14 protein-coding genes are annotated in these 15,584 nt (G+C 66.1%); 6 read left to right on the forward strand and 8 right to left on the reverse strand.

Annotation, left to right across the window (positions count from 1 at the left end; translation table 11 throughout):
• Positions 1 to 180 precede the first annotated feature (180 nt).
• The 5 genes from AC1DDA_RS11630 to lysM form a co-directional block, all read right to left on the reverse strand.
• Positions 181 to 612 carry a c-type cytochrome gene (locus tag AC1DDA_RS11630; RefSeq protein ID WP_441513739.1) on the reverse strand — a complete coding sequence of 144 codons (432 nt, stop codon included), beginning with the start codon at positions 610 to 612 and terminating at the stop codon, positions 181 to 183.
• Between the two features lie 131 nt (positions 613 to 743).
• Positions 744 to 3,053 carry a xanthine dehydrogenase family protein molybdopterin-binding subunit gene (locus AC1DDA_RS11635; RefSeq protein WP_476795853.1) on the reverse strand — a complete coding sequence of 770 codons (2,310 nt, stop codon included), beginning with the start codon at positions 3,051 to 3,053 and terminating at the stop codon, positions 744 to 746.
• A 100-nt stretch (positions 3,054 to 3,153) separates the two neighbouring features.
• Positions 3,154 to 3,504, reverse strand: a complete 351-nt coding sequence (locus AC1DDA_RS11640) for a hypothetical protein (protein ID WP_476795854.1) — start codon at positions 3,502 to 3,504, stop codon at positions 3,154 to 3,156.
• Positions 3,479 to 3,796 carry a rhodanese-like domain-containing protein gene (locus AC1DDA_RS11645; RefSeq protein WP_441513742.1) on the reverse strand — a complete coding sequence of 106 codons (318 nt, stop codon included), beginning with the start codon at positions 3,794 to 3,796 and terminating at the stop codon, positions 3,479 to 3,481. The genes AC1DDA_RS11640 and AC1DDA_RS11645 overlap by 26 nt, the downstream gene beginning before the upstream one ends.
• A 141-nt stretch (positions 3,797 to 3,937) precedes the next feature.
• Positions 3,938 to 4,381 carry a peptidoglycan-binding protein LysM gene (lysM, locus tag AC1DDA_RS11650; protein ID WP_476795855.1) on the reverse strand — a complete coding sequence of 148 codons (444 nt, stop codon included), beginning with the start codon at positions 4,379 to 4,381 and terminating at the stop codon, positions 3,938 to 3,940.
• A gap of 176 nt (positions 4,382 to 4,557) precedes the next feature.
• Here lysM and AC1DDA_RS11655 point away from each other — a divergent pair, with 176 nt between their 5' ends.
• Both AC1DDA_RS11655 and AC1DDA_RS11660 read left to right on the forward strand, forming a co-directional pair.
• Positions 4,558 to 4,986 carry a GlcG/HbpS family heme-binding protein gene (locus AC1DDA_RS11655; protein ID WP_441513744.1) on the forward strand — a complete coding sequence of 143 codons (429 nt, stop codon included), beginning with the start codon at positions 4,558 to 4,560 and terminating at the stop codon, positions 4,984 to 4,986.
• A 103-nt stretch (positions 4,987 to 5,089) separates the two neighbouring features.
• Positions 5,090 to 6,151, forward strand: a complete 1,062-nt coding sequence (locus AC1DDA_RS11660) for an NAD(P)/FAD-dependent oxidoreductase (RefSeq protein WP_476795856.1) — start codon at positions 5,090 to 5,092, stop codon at positions 6,149 to 6,151.
• Positions 6,152 to 6,209: 58 nt separating this feature from the next.
• Here AC1DDA_RS11660 and AC1DDA_RS11665 read toward each other — a convergent pair whose 3' ends face one another.
• Both AC1DDA_RS11665 and AC1DDA_RS11670 read right to left on the reverse strand, forming a co-directional pair.
• The gene (locus tag AC1DDA_RS11665) at positions 6,210 to 8,702 is read right to left on the reverse strand and encodes a hypothetical protein (RefSeq protein WP_476795857.1); all 2,493 of its coding nucleotides are present in this window, start codon (positions 8,700 to 8,702) and stop codon (positions 6,210 to 6,212) included.
• 315 nt (positions 8,703 to 9,017) lie between these two features.
• On the reverse strand, positions 9,018 to 10,256 hold the full coding sequence (locus AC1DDA_RS11670) for a urate hydroxylase PuuD (RefSeq protein WP_476795858.1): 1,239 nt from the start codon (positions 10,254 to 10,256) through the stop codon (positions 9,018 to 9,020).
• A 240-nt stretch (positions 10,257 to 10,496) separates the two neighbouring features.
• On the opposite strand from AC1DDA_RS11670, the gene uraH reads away from it, so the two are divergent.
• The 3 genes from uraH (at position 10,497) to AC1DDA_RS11685 (ending at position 12,633) form a co-directional block, all read left to right on the forward strand.
• Positions 10,497 to 10,850 carry a hydroxyisourate hydrolase gene (gene uraH, locus AC1DDA_RS11675; protein WP_476795859.1) on the forward strand — a complete coding sequence of 118 codons (354 nt, stop codon included), beginning with the start codon at positions 10,497 to 10,499 and terminating at the stop codon, positions 10,848 to 10,850.
• A 5-nt stretch (positions 10,851 to 10,855) separates the two neighbouring features.
• Complete coding sequence (puuE, locus tag AC1DDA_RS11680) at positions 10,856 to 12,280, forward strand: allantoinase PuuE (protein WP_476795860.1); 1,425 nt, start codon at positions 10,856 to 10,858, stop codon at positions 12,278 to 12,280.
• 173 nt (positions 12,281 to 12,453) lie between these two features.
• Positions 12,454 to 12,633, forward strand: a complete 180-nt coding sequence (locus AC1DDA_RS11685) for a hypothetical protein (protein ID WP_476795861.1) — start codon at positions 12,454 to 12,456, stop codon at positions 12,631 to 12,633.
• A 9-nt stretch (positions 12,634 to 12,642) separates the two neighbouring features.
• On the opposite strand, the gene AC1DDA_RS11690 is transcribed toward AC1DDA_RS11685, so the two are convergent.
• A complete protein-coding gene (locus AC1DDA_RS11690; RefSeq protein ID WP_476795862.1) occupies positions 12,643 to 14,046 on the reverse strand; it encodes an SNF2-related protein in 1,404 nt (467 codons plus the stop codon).
• A 138-nt stretch (positions 14,047 to 14,184) separates the two neighbouring features.
• Between AC1DDA_RS11690 and AC1DDA_RS11695 the strand changes: the two genes are divergently transcribed.
• Entirely contained in the window at positions 14,185 to 15,573 is a 1,389-nt protein-coding gene (locus AC1DDA_RS11695) for a M20 family metallopeptidase (RefSeq protein ID WP_476795863.1), read from the forward strand.
• The last annotated feature ends 11 nt before the right edge of the window (positions 15,574 to 15,584 follow it).

Below are 15,584 nucleotides of genomic sequence, written 5' to 3' on the forward strand. Positions count from 1 at the left end.
GCATCTCCAAGGCGCAATCAGCAGGGCGGTTCGGTCGGCCCGGGCGGCCGCCAGCTTCGAACCGCGACAGTTGTAACGTGGCGCAAGCGCGACGGCTGCCGCAAGCCGGGAAACGAGGTCATGAAAAAGCGGGCGGCCAATTTTGGCGCCCGCTTCCGGCTCTCCGCACGGGCAGAGGCCTCACTTCTTGATGCGATAGGCCTCGTGGCAGGCGCCGCAATTCTTGGTCGCCGCGCCGAAGGCGGTGCGGAAGCCGTCGAGGCTGGCCACATTCGCGCCGGCTGCGGCATCGCTCTCGAACTTCACGAAGGCGGCCTTGAAGCCAGCCTGGTCCTCCCAGATCTTCGGCGAGGCAGTGGTCTCGCCGCCGGTCTTGGAACTGTCGGGGAAGAGGGTCGGCACCTTCTTCGCTGTGTCGGCATAGGTCTTGAAGACGGCCTGCGCCTTGGTGGCGTCAAAGGGGGCTTCGCCCTTGGCCATAGCTGCGCCTTCGCGCGTGGCAGCGCCGAGCGCCTTCATCGCCTGCTGGCGCTCCGCGATGGGATTTGATTGCGCCAGGACGGCGGTGATGCCAAGCCCAAGGCCGGCGAGCACAAAAGCGGTGCGGATCATTCAGTTTCCCTTTGAGACGAGCCAGTGCCGAGTGGCGCGGCTTAGAACGCGTCCAAATCAAACGATGATCACAACACATCCAAATAGCTTTTGCGTGAGCGAGCTTGCAAAATCGCAAGTTAATCCTTGCATCAAAGTCGGTAGCCAGCTTCTTTCAGCGCAGTGAACACCTTGAGCGGCGTCGCCGGCATGTCCATGGCCTTGATGCCGGCGGCACGGTCGAGCGCGTCGACCATGGCGTTCATCACGGCCGGGCAGGCGCCGATCGCGCCGGCCTCGCCCGCGCCTTTCACGCCGATGGCGTTGGTGATGCAGCGGACATTGCGCGTCTCGAAATGGAAATTCGGGATGTCGACCGCTCGCGGCAAGGCGTAGTCCATGAAGGTCGCAGTCAGCATCTGGCCCTCGGGATCGAAGCGGATTTCCTCCATCAACGCCTGGCCGATGCCCTGGGCCGAGCCGCCATGCACCTGCCCCTGCAGCATCAGCGGGTTCAGCGTCACGCCGAAATCATCGACCACGACGTAGTTCAGGATCTCGGTCCCCCCGGTCCCCGGATCGATTTCCAACTCGCAGACATGGGTGCCGTTCGGATAGGTCGCCTCCGGCGGCGTCCAGCTCTGATGGACCTTGAGCATGGCCGGCGTCGCGCCCGGCAGAGCCGCGATGGCGGCGAGGTCGAGCGACTTGTCGGTGCCGACGATGCGGACGGCGCCGTTGGCGACCTCGAGATCGCCCAAGGCGGCCTCGAGCTTCTCGGAAGCGAGTTGCTTGAGGTTGTCGGTGAGAATCTCCGTCGCCTTGTTCAGCGCCGCGCCGCCGACGGGGATCGAGCGGGAACCGCCGGTGCCGGAGCCTGTCTCGACGCGGTCTGTATCGCCCTGCACCACACGGATGCGATCCATCGGGATGTCGAGATGCTGCGAGACCAGCTGCGAATAGGCCGTCTCATGCCCCTGCCCGTTCGACTGGGTGCCGATCAGCACCGTGACGGTGCCGTCCTTCTCTAGGATCACGGTCGAGCTTTCCGGGCCGCCGCCGCCGCAGGCCTCGATATAGCTGGCCATGCCGATGCCGCGGATCTTGCCGGCCTTGGCCGAAGCCTTCTGGCGGGCCTTGAAGCCCGTCCAATCGGCCACCTCCATGGCCCTGCGCATATGGCCCTCGAATTCGCCGGAATCGTAGACCGGGCCGGTCTGCGTCTTGTGCGGCATCTCCGACGGCTTGACGAAGTTCTGCGCCCGCACCCCATCCGGCGTCTTGCCGGTTTCGCGCGCGATGGCGTCGACCAGCCGCTCGATCAGATAGGCCGCCTCGGGCCGCCCGGCGCCGCGATAAGCATCGACCGGTGTCGTGTTGGTCAGCACGCCGCGGAAGACGACATGCACGGCCGGGATGTTGTAGCAGCCGGGCGTCATGGTGGTTCCGACCCAGGGGATGAACGGCCCATATTGCGAGAGCCAGGCGCCCATCTCGGCCGAGAGATCGACCTTGAGACCGATGAACCGGCCCTTGGCGTCCAGCGCCATCGTCGCCGTCGAAAGATTGGCGCGGCCATGGGTGTCGGCCAGGAAATGCTCGTTGCGATCGGAGACCCAGCGCACCGGACGCTTCAGCTTCTCGGCCGCGATCATCGCCAGCGGATATTCGCGGTAGAGGAAGATCTTGGTGCCGAACCCGCCGCCGACATCCGGCGTCACCACGCGAATGCGCTTCGGGTCGACCTTGAGCACATAATTCGCGATCAGGTCGCGCATGCCGTGGCTGCCCTGGCTCCCCAGCGTCAGCGTCCAGCGCTTATCGGCCTTGTCGTATTCGGCGATGCAGGCGCGCGTCTCCATGTAGTTGGAGGCGAGCCGGTTGTTGACGATGGTGAGCGAGACCGTGCGCGCCGCCTTGGCGAAGGCCTTCTCGGTCCTCTCACGATCGCCCTGCTCGGCGACGAAGGCGACATTGCCCGCCCGGTCAGGCCACACCTGCGGCGCGCCATGCTCCAACGCCTCCGCAATGCCGGTCACGGCCGGCAACGGATTCCAGTCGATCTCGATCGCCTCGGCCGCGTCACGCGCCTGCGCCAGCGTTTCGGCGACGATGAAGGCGACGGCCTCCCCGACATGACGGACCGTGTCGGCCGGCAGCACCGGAACCGGGAGAGATTGCGACATCTCGCCCGAGACGGTCRTGACATGCCCCTTGCAGGGCAGATCGCCATACCCGGCGACATCCTTCCCGGTCAGGATCAGCTTCACGCCCTTCAGCTTCCGGGCGGTCTCGGTGTCGCCGATCGCAAAGCGGGCATGAGCATAGGGCGAGCGCAGCACGAAGGCGTGCAGCGCACCTTCTGCGGCGATGTCGTCAGTATACCGGCCTGTCCCGGTCGTCAGGCGTTGATCCTCGACCCGCCGCACAGGCTGGCCGAAACCGAATTTCATGGGACGCATGAGGCATATCCTCAGTTAGGTCTGATGAAAGACTGAAACAGAAACGCGGCCGCGTCAGCCCCCGGCGCATGGTCGCGAGCTGCGTTGAGCGCAAGGCGCCTCAGCGCGCCGTACGGATCGCCGTCTCCGAGAGCGAGACCATCGTCTTGTAGTTGTTGACGATCCAGTTCGCGTCGTTGGCCGCGCCGCGCCGGACATCGCCCTTGCTCTTGGCGAGCTTCTCGCTGAAATCGCGCAGCTTGCCGAGGCAGGAATTCGCCTGGCTCTCGATAAAATGCACGCCGCCCGGGCTCTTCTCTTTGAAGGTGTCCATCTCGCGGACCGCTCCGACATAGTCGGCTATCGCGGCGTTGAACGCCTTGAGATCGACGATCGGATGCTCGCTGCCCGGCATCAGATCGATGACCGCGGACAGGGCCGGAGCCTCAGTCCTCCGCGACCGGTTCGCCATGCGTCAGCCAATCCTTGAAGCCCCCGGCATAGTGGCTGTCGATGTCGAGACCTGCCGACTGCGCGAATTCGAGCGCCCGCCGCGAGCGGACGCCGGCAGCGCAGGACAGTACGACGCGCTTGCCCGGCTCGTTCGGCAGGTCCGCAGGATCGAATTGCGAGAGCGGCCGCGAGACCGAGCCCGGAATATGTCCCGCCGCGAATTCATGCGGCTCGCGCACGTCGACGAGCAGGATGGAGCCGTCGCTCAGACCCGCCTTGACGGCGTCGATATCGAGGTCGTTCACGATCATGGGCAGCATCTCCCGCTCAGTCCTGTTGCTCCGTCCACATAGGGCGGCGCGGCAGGGTATGCCAGCAGGAGGATAGCGGTGTCGGTCGAAAAGGCAGCAGCCGCGGACGAATGGCCCGCGGCTGCGTGATGGCTTGAAGGCTCAGCCCTGCGGCGGGATGCGCAGCACCCAGCCCGCCAAGATCAGGTCGGGGTTCTTTACCGGCGGCGTATTGGCCTTGACGATCTCGGTATACTTCGCGCCCTGGCCCTTGCCGTAATGCTCCTCGGCGATCTTCCAGAGCGTGTCGCCCTTCTTCACCGTGTAGAACACGGCAGCAGGCGCCTCCTTCGTGACGGCGAGGTCCGATTCGACCTGCGCCACGCCGGTGGTGTTGCCGAGCGCCAGGATGATCTTCTCCGCCTGCTCTGTCGACATGGCGTTGCCGGAGACCTTCACCTTGTCGCCATCGATCTGGATGTTGACGTCGGACGGCAATCCGTGCCCCGCCAGCTCCTTCTGCAGATCATCGGCGGTCGCAGCCTTGGCCGAGCCCGAACCGAAGATCTTGGCGCCCGCTTCCTTGATGAAACTGAACAAACCCATGGAATGCCTCCTTGTGTCGGGTGGCTATCAAGCCCTGTCGCAGCCCTATGTGCAAGCTGCGGAGGAAAAGGTGTTTTCTCGGAACCTGACCACTGATCGCGCGTGAAGGGCCGGAAGGCCCTTTCCTGCTTTCCGCGCGGCTGGCAAGAACGCCTTACCCCAACCCGGAGTTCCCCATGCTCTCACTCGCTCAGGCCCAGACCATCCTCGCGACGGCGCTCGCCCATGCCGAGGCCAATGGCTTCAAGCCGCTCGCCATCGCCGTCCTCGACGCACGCGGCGCACAGAAGGCCTTTGCGGCCCAGGACGGCACCAGCCTGAAGCGCGGCGAGATCGCGCTCGGCAAGGCGCATGGCGTCATCGCGCTCGGTGTCGGCTCGCGCGCACTGCACAAGATGGCACTGGATCGCCCCTATTTCGTCGAGGCGGCGACCCATGCGGTCGGCGGCTCGCTGGTGCCGGTGCCCGGCGGCGTGCTGATCCGCTCGCCCGAAGGCCCGGTTCTCGGCGCCATCGGCATCTCCGGCGACACCTCCGACAATGACGAGGCTGCGGCCTGCGCCGGCATCGCCGCGGCGGGCCTCACCGCCGAAACCGGGGCCTGATCCCGCGCTTTTTGCACTTGCCATTCGACTGCTGAGGCCTCATGTCCTCCGGTAATCTGGGTTCTTTAAACCGTACAGTTTGGACCGGATCGAAGGTAGGATTATGAGCGAAGCGGCAGCGGCCAACGAAAACGAAGTCATTACCACCGACGTCGTCATCATCGGTGCCGGCCCTTGCGGCCTCTTCGCGGTCTTCGAACTCGGCCTGCTCGACATCCGCGCGCATCTCGTCGACATCCTGCCGAAGGTCGGCGGGCAGTGCGCGGAGCTCTATCCGGAGAAGCCGATCTACGACATTCCGGGCTTCCCGATGGTCACCGGCCAGGCGCTGGTCGACAATCTGCTCGAGCAGATCAAGCCCTTCGGGCCCACCTTCCACCTCAACCAGATGATCGAGTCGGTCGAGCCATGCGGCACCGCCGAGGCGCCGCGCTTCCGCGTCACCACCGACGCCGGTACGGTTTTCGACACCAAGACGGTCGTCATCGCAGCCGGCGGAGGTTCCTTCCAGCCGAAGAAGCCGCCGATTCCCGGCATCGAGGCCTATGAGAACGGCTCCGTCTTCTACGCCGTGCGCAAGATGGAGGCCTTCCGGGGCCGCAACATCCTGATCATCGGCGGTGGCGACTCCGCCCTCGACTGGACGCTGAACCTGCAACCTATCGCCAACCGCGTCACGCTGATTCATCGCCGCGACGATTTCCGCGCCGCGCCGCACTCGGTCGAGCAGATGCGCGCCCTGGTCGCCGACGGCAAGATGGATATGAAGCTCGGCCAGGTCACGGGGCTCAAGGGCGAGAACGGCAAGCTCGAGGCCGTTCTCTGCCGCGGCACCGACAATGCACCCTTCGAGATCGCCTGCGATACGATGCTGCCCTTCTTCGGGCTGACGATGAAGCTCGGCCCGATCGCGGACTGGGGTCTGAACCTGCACGAAAACCTGATCCCCGTCGACACCGAGAAGTTCGAGACCAGCGTGCCCGGCATCTTCGCCGTCGGCGACATCAACGCCTATCCGGGCAAGCTCAAGCTGATCCTCTCGGGCTTCCACGAAGCTGCGCTGTGCGCGCAGAAGGTTCATCGCTACGTCTATCCGGAGAAGCGGCTGACCTTCCAGTACACGACCTCGTCGACGAGCCTGCAGAAGAAGCTCGGCGTCGCCTGAGCGGGCAGCAAGCCGAAACAGCCGAATGCTGGAAGCCGCGGCCAGGGCCGCGGCTTTTTCAATGCGCCATCGTCTCGCGCTGAACCTGGGCGGCGGCAGCACCACTATGGGCCGCACTCTGCGCCAGGCCGAGGCCGAGCGATTGGCGCACGCTCTCGGAGGGGCCGGCAAGCACAGGCGCTTTGCCCTGCGGGGCGCTGACGACCTGCGGCGCGTCGCGCTCATCCATCGGCGGCAGCGGCAGGTGATCCTCCGGCTCCTCCGGCTCGATCCGCGCCTTGAGCTCGGCGAGTGCGCCCCAGAGCGGCTGGAAGGAGAACCTGATCTTGTGCGTGCCAGCCGGCACCTGCACCGCGCGGAACAGCACATTGGCCTTCAGGATCTCGGTCTCGACCCCATCGACCTCGACCTTCCACCAGGGATGCCAGATGTCGTTGAGCACGACGAATCCGGCCGCAGGCGTCCTCACCTCGATCTCAACATGCGCGTTGCGATACTGCGTCAGCTTGATATCGGCCTGCACCGCGACCGGCCCTTCCGGGGTCGCGACGGGCGGCTCGACATCGAGCAGAACGGCCTGCTGCGGATCGGTGTCCGGCCAGCGGCCCGAGAGCTTCATGCTCTCGAAATCGGCGAACTGCCAGCCGCCCACGAACTGCACCCGCGGCAGCGCATGCGGGTTCTCGTAGACATAGCCTTCCTTGGTTCGCGCAACCAGATTGAGATCGCCGCTGCGCAGCGAGTGATCGACCTGATCGATCGGCACCGGCGAGGCGATGTAGCGCAGCCCAAGCAGGTTGGCGAGCCGGCAGCGATAGGATGGGAAGAGCGGCGTGAACTTGCGGTCCGCCGGCTTTGCGATGCCGTCGCCCGTACCCACGGCCTCGGAGAAATCTTCCAGCCGCAGGGGATTGTAGCCGAGCGTGTGGTCGAAGCCATGGACCATGCCGGCATTCGGCCACTCGAAGCCCATGCCGAGCAGCTCGACCCGGTCGCGGCGCGGCGAACCGGCGGGCTGGGACGTCAGGTGCTTCAGCACCGCAATCGTCTCGTTCTTCGTGCCCGGTTCCAGCACATCGTACATCTGCGGCGGCAACGCCGTGGACTCGTTCGGGCCGTTGTTGAAGCCGAGATCCGCTGCCACCACGCCCGTGACCAGAACCGCGGCGGCGGCAGTGCCGAGCGCTCCGCGCCAGCGCTGCAGGGCGAAGAAGGCGCCGCCCGCGACGGCGAACCAGCCCAGAGCCAGCGCAACCGGCCTCCAGGCGTCCGCGAGATGGCCCGCACCGCGCGAGACGATGAGAGCGAGGATGACCGTGGCCATGACCACGCCTGCGCCGATTATGAGATCGCGGCGGAAGGAGGTCCCCTCTTCCGCGGTCAGGATGCGGTGCAGCACATAGCCGGAGAGCACCGCCGCCAGCCCGCCGATCAGGAAGGTTGCGTCGGCCGGCCGGCGGAACTGCTTCACGCCCGGCAGATATTCGTATGCGAAGTGAAACAGCGGCGTGTAGCGCCCGAGTGCGAACAGCACCATGAAGGCGAACATCAGCGTCAGCGGCCGGATCGACTTGTCCCAGAGCCAGCCGCGAGTCAGGCCCGGCGCCAGCAGCAGCAGCATCGGCAGCGCGCCGAAATAAACCTGCGCCATATTCTGCGACAGGTAGAGGACCTGGGGGTCGCTATAGGGTCCCCAGAACTCGACATTGGGATCCTTGGCGCCGAACAGGTCCCCGATGAACGCGGTGAGCAGCGACACAGGGTGCAGCGAGCCGCGAGCCGCCACGCCGAAATCGATCTCGGGCCGTGTCGTCGCCTCGGCGAAGAGCCAGGTCCAGAGCAGCGGCAGGACGATGACGGCCAGCCCGACCACGCTGGCGGCCGCGATCGGCAGCAGGCTCGCGCGAAAAGCCGGCCAGCCACCGGAGACCCAATGCGCCACGACCATGCCGAACAGCACATAGCCGCCGAGCAGGGCGACCTGATCCGGCTCCAGCACCATCAGCCCGGCCGCCAGGCCAGCGAAAACACCGGAGAGAATCGAGGAACGCTGCAGCATCCGCGCCGTCAGCCAGAAGGCGATGGCGAAGAAGGCGAGGCTCGCGATCTGGCCGACATGCTGCACCCGCCACGCAGCCGAGGCCCCGAAGGCGAAGACCAGCGCCGCCATCAGGCCGCCGGCCGGATGCCAGCCGCGATCGCGGAAGAACATGATGAGCGCGAGGCCGCCGGCGAGCAGATGCGCCAGCACATAGGCGTCGACATCGCGGAAGCTCGGAGCCGGCGACAGCAGGGCGAGCAGGATCGCAGGCGAGAAGATCAGCGACTGCGGATCGGCGATCTGCGGCGAGCCGGCGAAAACGTTGTGGTTCCAGAAGGGCGACTGACCGGAATGGAGCGCATTCGCAAGAAACTGCACCTGCGCCTGGAAATGCGCCTTCGCGTCGAACGGAATCGTCACCGACCCCGAAAGCCAGGGCCAGCACAGGATGCCCCATGCCACGACGAAACCGATGGCCGCCAGCAGGTAGCCGGCGCCCCTTGCATCCACGCGTCTCAAATGGACCCCCACGGTCCTCGGCACGAACGGTCCCGTTCTGGGATCCTGTCTCCAGCCCTGTCAGTGGGTGGACCTTGCTGTCGCGCACCTGAACCGAATCTGAACGCAATCACGCAGCCGTGAGCGAAGCTCCGGACAATCTGAAGAAAGCGGAAATCCGGGTGACTATGTCGCTGTCACGGCTCCCCAAAGCGCCATCCCCGTCATGGTCGGGCTCGTCCCCGACCATCCACGTCTTCGTTGGTTGAAGACCGTGTTCAAGACGTGGATGCTCGCCACGAGGGCGAGCATGACGGCGGCGGCAGATCAGCGCGCGGCAGCGGCAAGCCAGCCGGCCAGTGCCTGACGCTCCGCGGGCGTCATGCCGGAAAGATTGTTCGGGGGCATTGCATGGGTCATCACGGCCTGCGTGCGGATGGCGCGGGCGTGGACGGCGATCTGCTCGGGCTCGTGCAGCAACACGCCCTTCGGCGCGATCTGGATGCCGGGCCAGGATGGCTCGGGCGCATGGCACATGGCGCAACGCCCGGTCACGATGTTGGAGACCTCGGCCGGCGGCAGTGTCATGCCGGCCATCAGGACAGGTTTCGGCACCTCCCGCGGCTTCAGGCCGAGCTGCTCGCGCCCGCCAGGCGAGGACGACATCGCCACCCAGAAAGCGAGCCAGAGCGCCAGGATCGCCACTGCCCAGCACCACCAGGGCGATTTCGCATGGTCGCCGTGCCGGACATTGAAGAAATGCCGTATCAGCGCGCCGGCGACGATCACCAGCGCCACCAGCAGCGGGATCACCGCCGAATTGGCATAGGTCACCGGATAGTGGTTCGACAGCATCAGGAACAGCACCGGCAGGGTGATGTAGTTGTTATGCGTCGAGCGCTGCTTGGCGGCCTTGCCGTATTTCGGATCGGGCGTCTGCCCGGCGACCAGCGCCGCGATGACCTTCCGCTGCCCCGGCATGATGTTGAAGAAGACGTTGGCGGTCATGATCGTCGCCATCAGCGCGCCGGTATGGATGAGCGCGCCGCGCCCGGAGAAGACGTTGGCGAAAGCCCAGCTCGCTGCGACGACATAGCCGAAGCCGATGAGTCCGAGCAGGACGTCATGCCGGCCGAGCGGCGACCTGCACATCAGGTCGTAGATCACCCAGCCGGCGACCAGCGCCGCGATGCCGATCGCGCCCGCCGCGAGCGGCGAGAGCTGCATCACCGCCGGATCGATCAGATAGAGCTCCGACTGCGCGTAATAGACCCAGACCAGCAGGAAGAAGCCGGAGATCCAGGTCCAGTAGCTCTGCCATTTGTGCCAGGTCAGCTCGGCCGGCATCACGGCGGGCGCGACCATGTATTTGCGCATCTCGTAGAAGCCGCCGCCATGGACCTGCCAGGCGCGCCCGCCTGTGCCGGCCGGAATGTCCGCGGCCGGCTTCAGCGAGGCGTCGAGATGGATGAAGAAGAAGGAGGCACCGATCCAGGCGATCGCCGTGATGACATGGAGCCAGCGCAGCATCATGCCGCCCCATTCCATCAGATAGGCTTCGAGCATGGCGCTGTGCTCCGCGAGGGCTGGTGGTGATCCCGAATCCGGAGGATGCCGCTCCGGCGCCACCAAGCTAACCCGCTTTCGCCGGGTCCGAAATCGCCCGAGATTTGACATCCGGGAACATGATCTTATCGCAAAAGCCGATATCGATTTTCCCGCATGGCGCTCTACAGTTGCGCAGAACGACGGGGTTCCGGAATCGATGCGCGCCGGACGGCGCTGCTTTCAGGAGAACGGCAGGGAATGGGACGCCTCTCGACGCATGTGCTCGACACGGTCAATGGCCGCCCTGCCGCCGGTGTCGCGATCACGCTGGAACGGCTGCATCCCGACGGCTCGCGCGAGCGGCTGGCCCAGGCCGTGACCAATTCCGACGGCCGCACCGATGGCCCGCTGCTCTCCGGGGTACTCCAGCCTGGCAGCTATGAACTGAGCTTCGCGGTCGGCGCCTATTTCCGCGGTCTGGGCAGCGCCCTGCCCGAGCCCGCCTTTCTCGATCTCGTCCCAATCCGCTTCGGCATCGCCGAGCCCGAAGGGCACTATCACGTCCCGCTCCTGGCCTCGCCCTGGAGCTACTCCACCTATCGCGGCAGCTAGACCTCATGACCCAGACGACCTATCCGCGCGACATGAAGGGCTATGGCCGCAATGCCCCTCACCCGCATTGGCCGGGCGAGGCGCGCATCGCCGTCCAGTTCGTGATCAACTACGAGGAAGGCGGCGAGAACTGCATCCTCCACGGCGACGCCGCCTCGGAAGCCTTCCTTTCCGAGATCGTCGGCGCGGCCCCTTGGCCGGGCCAGCGCCATATGAACATGGAGTCGATCTATGAATACGGCTCCCGCGCCGGCTACTGGCGGCTGTGGCGGATGTTCACGGAGCGCAACCTGCCCGTGACCGTTTTCGCCGTCGCGAGCGCGCTGGCGCGCTATCCCGAGATCGTCGACTCGATGCAGGAGGCCGGCTGGGAGATCGCGACCCACGGCCTGAAATGGATCGACTATCGCGACACTCCCAGGGAGCGCGAACGCGCCGACATTCTTGAGGCGATCCGCATCCAGACCAAGCTTACCGGGGAACGGCCGCTCGGCTGCTACCAGGGCCGCACGTCCGAGAACACGATCCCCCTGACGATGGAGGAAGGCGGCTTCCTCTACACCGCAGATGTCTATGCCGACGAATTGCCCTACTGGCTCGCCGGTCAAAACGGTCCGCAGCTGGCCGTGCCCTATACGCTCGACGCCAACGACATGCGCTTCGCCACGCCGCAGGGCTTCAACACCGGCGAGCAGTTCTTCACCTACCTCAAGGACTCTTTCGACACGCTTTATGCCGAGGGCGAGACGGCCCCGAAGATGATGTCGATCGGCCTCCATTGCCGCCTCGTGGGCCGTCCGGGCCGGGCCGCGGCACTCGCCCGCTTTCTCGACTACGTGAAGAGCCATGACCGGGTCTGGGTCGCGACCCGGCTCGACATCGCCCGCCACTGGGTCAGGACGCAACCCCCGGCGGCCGGCTATGTACCCTCGAAGCTACCCAAGGCGCTCTTCGTCGAAGTCTTCGGCCGCGTCTGGGAGAACTCGCCCTGGATCGCCGAGGCGACCTACGATGCCGGGCTCGGCGCGGCGCAGGATACCGCGGAGGGCCTGCATGCCGCGATGGTCGCGGCGATGCGCAAGGCCTCGCCCGAGCGGCAGAAGATTCTGCTCAACGCCCATCCCGATCTCGCCGGCAAGCTCGCTGCGGCCGGAGAGATGACGGAGGAATCGACGCAGGAACAGTCTTCGGCGGGGCTTGATCGATTGAGCAGCGACGAGCGCGTGCGCTTCACCGCCCTGAACGAGGCCTACAAGGCCCGCTTCGGCATCCCCTTCATCATGGCAGTGAAGGGCGCCACCAAGGCTCAGATTCTGGCGGCTTTCGCAGAGAGGCTGAAGAACACGCCCGCGCAGGAATTCGCAACGGCACTGGCACAGGTCGAGAAGATCACGCTGCTGCGTCTCAAGGAATTGCTGCCGGCAGGCTGAGCCCGGCCGACCGCGGCGCCGTCAGGTTCGAGCTTGACCCGAGCATCTCGGAAACCAGCTGCCTCCAGCCCTGAGATTCTCGGGTCTACGCTGCGTTGCACCCGAGAATGACGCGCTCCCGGAACCTCCGCTCCTCCCGCCACGTTGATGAGCGGGGAAAGGGAGGCGCGTCCGTGTTCCGCCTGTTGCTGATCATACTCGTGCTGATCATCGGCTATGATGCCGTGGCGCATCAGGGCGCCTATACGCGCGAAGCCTGGAACGCCGTCACTCGGCTGACCGGCTCGGCCATCGAGGGTGCGAAGGGGCTGGGCGAGCGCGCGCGGGACGACGCCAACGCTCCCCGCAACTGAGCCGTTTCTTCAGGCCGCCGCGCGCGCCTCGACGATGCCCGCGATCGCCTCGAGCATCCGCGTGTCGTCTCCCGCCAGCCCCTCCATCGCCGCCATGCGCTGGATCACCGTGCCGGCGATCGCTTCCTCCACCGTATCCTCGGCGTAGGTATAGAAGATCGTCGCATGCTGGCCGTCGCGATGGCAGCGGCCTTCGATCTGCTGCAGCTGGATGGCGCTGTGGCGCATGTCGTGGACCACCAGCGCCCGCTCCCGCTCGCCGCCCGGCATTTCGCCGCGATGCAGCGAGATCGACTCTGTGACGGTGAAGATCATCGCATCGAGCGCGCCGGTCTGGAAGGCGATGCGCGTCTCTTCGTTCTGCGCGCCCGAGCGCTCGCCATTGATCTCGCCGACACGCCAGCCACGCCCTCTCAGCGTCTCGGCCAGCATCGCGCTGGTTTCGAGGAAGGCGACGGAGATCGCCACCTGCTCGTCATTCCCGAGCAGATCCTCGCAGAAATCGGCCGTGCCGGGGATGCGGAGCAAACTGGCTTTCTGCCGGAAGCGCAGATCGGCGGCCCAGCCCTGCGGCTTGCGCGTCGAGCCGCCGGCCAAGCCCAGCTCCTTGCGGAACTCCCGCCAGGTCGCCTCGTAGAGCTTGCGCGCAGCGCTATCCAACGCGACGGGCGCGAGCTCGCGCTGCACCTCCGGCCAGCCGGCGATCTCCTCGGGCCGGCGGCGCAGGCCGATGGCGTTCGCGCCGCGATAGAGCAGATCAGCCATCACCTTGCGGTCGGTCTCGTTCGGCTCCCAGCTCCAGTTCTTCCAGCGGCCCTTGGCCCTGCCGATCTTCAGCCGCTTCATCAGCGTGCGGAAGCCGTCGAGATCGGCGGTCGGCATGCCGGCCGCTTTCGCCAGCAACGGCGCGAGATAGGACAGCTCGTGCGGCGACTGCCCTGCCGTCGCGCTCATATAGATGGTGAAATCGGCCGCTTCGGCCATCTGCCGGCAGACCAGCCCCTGCTGCGAATTGGGATTGCGGATGCGGTGGGCTTCGTCGATCACGACAAGCGGCCAGACTCGCTTCGGCCGGCCATGCTTCGCGAGTTCATTGTTCTTCGCCCGCGCCGAGCGTTTCCGGCTGTCAGCGACTGGGGCGAGCAACGACTTCGTCTTCTCGAAATTCATCAGCGTCACGCGCTTCGCCGGCAGGCCCGACAACGCCATGGTCCGCCGCCATTGCGGGATCGCCCCTTTCGGGCAGATCACCAGCACGTCCTCCTCCGGCATCGCCGAGAGCGCGAGCCAGGCCGAGAGTGTCTTGCCGAGGCCGGTGAGGTCGCCGAGCAGGAAGCCGGCGGCCCCCTTCCCTCGCGCGGCCAGGATCGCATCGCGGGCGACGAGCTGGTGCGGATGCGGGGTGAACGTCATGCGGAAAGGAAGATCCTCATCGGTGTCTGGGCGCCCCGCCCTGCCCGGCGGGCATGGCGCGCCCGGCTCTCTTGGCACTGGCGCAACCGCGCGTCCACCGGCACTGTGCCGGCCATAAATCCGGGAGACCTTACGACCATGACCCGCGCACAGGCGATCGCGAAAGCTCAGGACTATTTCGATTCAGGCCGAATGAAGAGCGACCTCGGTCGCCTCGTCGCGATCCCTACGGAAAGCCAAAACCCGGACCGCGCCCCCGTCCTCGGCGAATATCTCGAGCAGGAGATGCAGCCCCTTCTCGAATCGCTCGGCTTCACCTGCCGCACCCTGACCCATCCGAAGGCGCGCGGCCCCTTCCTCTATGCCGAGCGCATCGAGGACGAAGGCCTGCCGACCATCCTCGGCTACGGCCATGGCGATGTGATCCGCGGCCTCGACGCGCAATGGAGTGAGGGCCTCTCGCCCTGGAAGCTCGTCGAGCGCGAAGGCCGCTGGTATGGCCGCGGCGTCGTCGACAACAAGGGCCAGCACCTGATCAACCTCAGCGCGCTCAGCGCCGTTCTGGAGACGCGCGGCAAACTCGGCTTCAATGCCAAATACCTGATCGAGATGGGCGAGGAGTCCGGCTCGCCGGGCCTGCGCGAGCTCTGCACCGAGCAGAAGGAGCTGTTCAAGGCCGACGTCCTGATCGCCTCGGATGGGCCGCGGCTCAATGCCGAGCGCCCGACCGTCTTTCTCGGCGCGCGCGGCGGCGTCACCTTCGACCTCTCGATCAATGCCCGCGAGGGCGGCCATCACTCTGGCAACTGGGGCGGCATCCTCTCCGACCCTGCGATCCAGCTCGCCCACGCCATTGCCTCGATCACCTCGCCGAGCGGACAGATCCGCATTCATGAATGGGTGCCCAAGGAGCTGCCACCGGCGGTGCGCAAGGCGCTTGTCGGCTGCGAGATCGATGGTGGGCCGGACGGCCCGACGATCGATCCGAACTGGGGCGAGCCGGGCCTGACCCCGGCGGAGCAGGTCTTCGGCTGGTGCTCTTTCGACGTGCTGGCGATGAAGTCGGGCGTGCCCGAGACGCCGGTCAACGCCGTGCCGCCGAACGCCTGGGCACGCTGCCAGCTGCGCTTCGTCGTCGGCATCGACTACGACGATGTCGTGCCGGCTCTGAAGCGGCATCTCCAGCGCCATGGCTTCCCCATGGTCGAAGTGTCGCTCAGCCGCTCCGAGATCTTCGGCGCGACGCGCCTCGACCCGGAAGATCCCTGGGTGGATTTCGCCCTCGCCTCGATCGCCGAAAGCACCGGCAAGAAGCCGGCCCTGCTGCCCAATCTCGGCGGGTCGCTGCCGAACGACATCTTCGCGGATATCCTGGAGCTGCGCACCATCTGGGTACCGCATTCCTATCCCGGCTGTTCGCAGCACGCGCCGGACGAGCATCTGCCGGTCGCCATCGCCCGCGAGGGCCTGACCGCCATGGCCGGTCTCTACTGGGATATCGGCTCGGGCGACGCACCGGCGGTCTAGTACTCGCCCTT

The organism is Allobosea sp. 10N428 (assembly GCF_056394545.1).